Below are 4,242 nucleotides of genomic sequence, written 5' to 3' on the forward strand. Positions count from 1 at the left end.
TGCCGAGTTTGGCAACCTGCTGTGACTCTGCTAATTGAGACTCTCTTTTTTGTAATAATTCATTGGCCAGCTTCTCTTCTGCTTCCAGCCTTTCCTGCTCAATACTTGATTTCCTCTCTATCCGGTAGAAAAAGCCTATTAGTAGAACTCCTGTTAATAAGATACCCAGAGAGCTGGTGAGTAAGAGTTTTGCGATATTACTAAAATCCTGCCAGCTTGTTTCCATATCCAGGTATGCACCGACACCGCCACGAATATCACCAAGTTCATACCCCATATCCCCATGACATTTCTGACACTGTTGCTCGTAGCGCAGGGGCCGCATCAGACGGAGATGGGGTTTTCCATTAAAATCTCCATAAGAAATGACCTCCTCAACCCCTTGCTCAAAGGCCAACAATGCCGCCCTTTCCCAATCATCAGGTCCGTTATCGGGATTAAGGGTCTTCAAGCTGGTCAACTGCCATGTAGTTCCTGATTTATCCGAATATTCAGATAAATGCCTGATAGCATAGGCCGGATTCATCAAAGTAAGTTGCTTTCCGGAGGGTGTCAGGATATCCCTTTCAGGAAGATGGCTCAGGTAGGGATTAGCCGGCGAGGTGGTAGTTTCAGGAACATAAATTCCGCCATGCGAGGCAAACCAGCGCCGCAGGGCAGTGTTACGCTCACAGCTGCTTCGCGCCTTATCCTTGGGTATTTCGAAAATATGATGCTGATATTCACCCCAAATAGCCCACGAGATGGATGCCAGAACCACCAGAAACCACCCCAGGAGAGTGGCAATAGTTATGCGTTTTAAATTTCTGGAGCTATACATTTGTACCCTCCGCAATTTTACATATGCTTTTATCTCAGCACATATTTATCGAGAAAGTCAAGCGTATGTCGAATAAAATAAATGGTTGAAAACAGGGAGGTATTACATTGTAGCAGCAATTACCTGCAGGGAATTGGGGGGTGGGTGGGTTGAACGGCCTTAGACCATTTTTTCTTCCGACCAGTCATTATGCTCATAGACTGAATGATCCGGCTTGGGGGGTTTAGCTTCCATTGTCCGCTGACGCAGCCAAACTACAATTTTATCAAGCTCGGCAGCAACTTCTTTAAGGGCCTTGCCGCGGTGACTGATCAGATTCTTCTCGGCCATGTTGCTTTCCGCAAAAGTTTTTCCCAACTCGGGACAATAAAATACAGGGTCATACCCAAAACCACCATCGCCACGGATCTCTTCGGTAATTTCTCCCTCACATCGTCCTTCATAAGTCAAGGCCGGCCCACTTGGTACCGCAATAGAGACCACGCACTCAAAAGCGGCTTTTCTATTTTGTACACCCTTCAAATCTAAAAGAAGTTTATCGATATTGTCCTGATCAGTAGCATTTTCCCCGGCATAGCGGGCAGAATAGACCCCTGGCGCCCCATCCAGGGCCTCAACCACCAGCCCCGAATCATCGGAGATTGCCGGCAACCCTAAAACCTTGGCCGTGAAATGCGCCTTTTTATACGAATTTTCATCAAATGTCTGGCCATCCTCTTCAACTTCCGGGATAGGTCCAAAATCGTTTAAAGAGCGCAGCTCTATGGGGAGGCCCTTGAACATCTCCTGAAACTCTTTAACCTTGCCTTGGTTTTTTGTTGCCAAAACTAATATCATTGTCCTTCTCCCAAAATTATTTTCCATATCACTGGTGCACATTACCCGAGCCGTATCAGAATCTTTCTAGCTCTTGTAACGGTGGATTACAGCATAGACAACCCAAAGTCAACCCCTCTCCAGACAGCAACGCCGCCCGCAGAAAGCTATAAAACTGAACCATTTCAACGTGTTACCACATGTTGTACACGTAACATGTTGATTACACTCCATATTGTATATTTCCTTAAAATTACCTTTGCTTTTTTGAGAAAGCGGGTCTATGTTAAGAACAAAGGCCCTTTGTTTTTTTGCCTTAGCAACGGTATCAAACTGAAGCGACAACTGTCGGTTACAGGCTGTGACTGCAAAGCGCGGGAGGCACCAAATGCTCTGGGATTTTCTACTCTTTGTTATTATCGGTCCATTGGTTGGTTTTTTTGTCTACTATCTCTCTGAAGACAGAAAAAAATCAGAAAAGTTCACAGATCGACTCAGAAGTGAAAGCAGACTGGTGTATTAATATTCAGCAAGGGTAACATCGCCTGATAGCACCTCATGCACTTTTCCGGAAGCATCTCGAACCTGCAAACGCCCATCCTTGTCCGGCCCCAGTGACACACCATATATCGCCTGTTTCGTACTATTAAGCCAATGAAGTCGTTTACCTAGGGTGGCGTCTCGCCTCTTCCACTCCTCCAGGATTGTTGAAAAACTCCCCCCCTCAAACAACTCCATTTGCATGGCTATTTCACTCACCAACCGTTTAAGCAGAACCCCTCTGTGAATGCGTTTTCCACTGACCGCCAAAAGCGATGTTACTCTGCCGCTAAGCTCAAGCGGGAAGGCATTCAGGGGAGTCGTAACATTTACCCCTATGCCAAGCACAACTGCCGTTTTTCCTCGTGATGTTACCGCCGTGCTTTCCGCCAAAATCCCAGCGACTTTCTTCCCATCAACCACTATATCATTTGGCCATTTGATCATGGTCGCAATAGTTGCCTCAAGATTGATGGCCCTGTTAACTGCTACTCCTGCAACAAGGGTCAATTTTGAAAGATGCTCAGGGGCAACCTGAGGCCACAAAACAATGGAGACGTACAGGCCTGAACCTGCCGGTGAAACCCAGCTTCTGCCAAGCCGCCCGCGCCCGCTAGTTTGTGAGTCGGCCATTATGATGGTCTGCTCAAAAAGCCCATTTCGAACCATCTCCAGGGCTTTTTGATTGGTAGAACCTATTGACTCGTGCCAGTAAAAAGGGATACTGCCCAACCGGCCGCTGTCAATGGCCTGTTGTAAAATGGTATCACACATCCCACTGACGCAAAGATTCCAGCGCCTCATAATTTGTTAGATCCAGATGAATTGGTGTGATCGAAATATTGTTGGCCAACACCTCTTTAGAGTCTGTACCCTCGTTGGTATCCCAGGAGGGAGTTCCACCGCCAATCCAGTAATGCTTACGCCCCCACGGATCAAAGGTCTCTTTCACGACATCAGAGTAAACTCGTTTTCCCTGGCGGGTAAAGACAACATTTAAACCGTCAACAGAAGCAACGTTCGGCACGTTAATGTTGAGCAACGTATCCTTCGGCAGGCCATTTTTCAGTATTTTATGAGCAATTTTCTGTGCAACCGCTGCCCCGGTCTCAAAACAAAAAGGCGCTTCACCCGGCATTGAAACAGCCATTGAGGGAACCCCCAGCATAGTCCCTTCAATAGCGGCAGACACCGTGCCGGAATAACTGATATCTTCACAAAGATTGCCACCGTGATTAATGCCGGAGACTACCAGATCGGGCTTACGATCAAGTAGTTTTTCCAGTGCCAAAATGACACAGTCAGCCGGAGTTCCGTCAAGGGTAAAGATCTCGGCCGCGATCTTCTTAACTTTAAGAGGTCTGGTCATGGTTAAGGAGTGGCTCACCGCGCTATTATCTCTCTCTGGCGCCACCATAACAGGAGTACCAACCCCCTTCATAGCCTCAAAAAGTGCTTGAATTCCTGGAGCGTACACACCGTCATCATTGGTGACAAGTATTAGGGGGGCTTTGTTCATTACAAAAATAGAGGATCAGTAAACAGCATACCCACGGAGCCCATAGACAATAATCCCAACAAGTTCGTGGACCAATGAGCTGAAGCGGGAAAGAGTCGCGGCCTTAGGAAAATAGTTTCTGAAATCCTTCTTAACCGGACGAGAGACCTGATAATCAACAGGAATGGGATCAGGAGAAAGGCCAACCGCCTTGAAGCAGCCCATGGCCCTGGGCATATGAAAGGCCGAGGTTATCAACGCCGTCTTTTTCAGGTTGTTGCTCTCCAGTAAAACCTTGGTCATCAAGGCGTTCTCACGTGTATTGCGAGAGTTTGCATCAATCAGAATTTTTTCCTGGGGAATACCAAAACGGACGGCAAATGCCCTTAAAAGTGTCGACTCGGAAATGACCGGCCCGATCAACTCACCGCTGCCGCCTGAGATAACCAGATAGTCCGCCTGCTTCTGCCGAACCATATCCATGCCTTTCAGTATGCGATCGACGCCATCACCAAACTCCTCTGAATCTTCGCGGCTCAAAGAAAGTGTGACCATACCAGAAAGAAAA

5 protein-coding genes are annotated in these 4,242 nt (G+C 47.3%); all 5 read right to left on the minus strand.

Annotation, left to right across the window (positions count from 1 at the left end; genetic code table 11):
• Positions 1 to 820: DUF3365 domain-containing protein (locus tag HQK80_15715; GenBank protein ID MBF0223639.1), on the minus strand; the 820-nt coding region annotated here is incomplete at its 3' end.
• 159 nt (positions 821 to 979) lie between these two features.
• Positions 980 to 1,657 carry an XTP/dITP diphosphatase gene (locus HQK80_15720; protein ID MBF0223640.1) on the minus strand — a complete coding sequence of 226 codons (678 nt, stop codon included), beginning with the start codon at positions 1,655 to 1,657 and terminating at the stop codon, positions 980 to 982.
• A gap of 498 nt (positions 1,658 to 2,155) precedes the next feature.
• Positions 2,156 to 2,980, minus strand: a complete 825-nt coding sequence (locus HQK80_15725; protein MBF0223641.1) for a biotin--[acetyl-CoA-carboxylase] ligase — start codon at positions 2,978 to 2,980, stop codon at positions 2,156 to 2,158.
• The gene (surE, locus tag HQK80_15730; GenBank protein ID MBF0223642.1) at positions 2,943 to 3,695 is read right to left on the minus strand and encodes a 5'/3'-nucleotidase SurE; all 753 of its coding nucleotides are present in this window, start codon (positions 3,693 to 3,695) and stop codon (positions 2,943 to 2,945) included. Before surE ends, HQK80_15725 begins: the two co-directional genes overlap by 38 nt.
• A gap of 15 nt (positions 3,696 to 3,710) precedes the next feature.
• Positions 3,711 to 4,229 carry a YdcF family protein gene (locus tag HQK80_15735; GenBank protein MBF0223643.1) on the minus strand — a complete coding sequence of 173 codons (519 nt, stop codon included), beginning with the start codon at positions 4,227 to 4,229 and terminating at the stop codon, positions 3,711 to 3,713.
• Positions 4,230 to 4,242 lie beyond the last annotated feature (13 nt).

This window comes from Desulfobulbaceae bacterium (genome assembly GCA_015231515.1).
In the GTDB taxonomy this organism is placed as follows: Bacteria; Desulfobacterota; Desulfobulbia; order Desulfobulbales; family VMSU01; genus JADGBM01.

What these genes read in the sequence shown, in the direction of transcription:
- HQK80_15720 (MBF0223640.1), bottom strand. Translation starts at nt 1,657, where the DNA reads ATGATATTAGTTTTGGCAACAAAAAACCAAGGCAAGGTTAAAGAGTTT.
- HQK80_15725 (MBF0223641.1), bottom strand. Translation starts at nt 2,980, where the DNA reads ATGAGGCGCTGGAATCTTTGCGTCAGTGGGATGTGTGATACCATTTTA.
- surE (MBF0223642.1), bottom strand. Translation starts at nt 3,695, where the DNA reads ATGAACAAAGCCCCCCTAATACTTGTCACCAATGATGACGGTGTGTAC.
- HQK80_15735 (MBF0223643.1), bottom strand. Translation starts at nt 4,229, where the DNA reads ATGGTCACACTTTCTTTGAGCCGCGAAGATTCAGAGGAGTTTGGTGAT.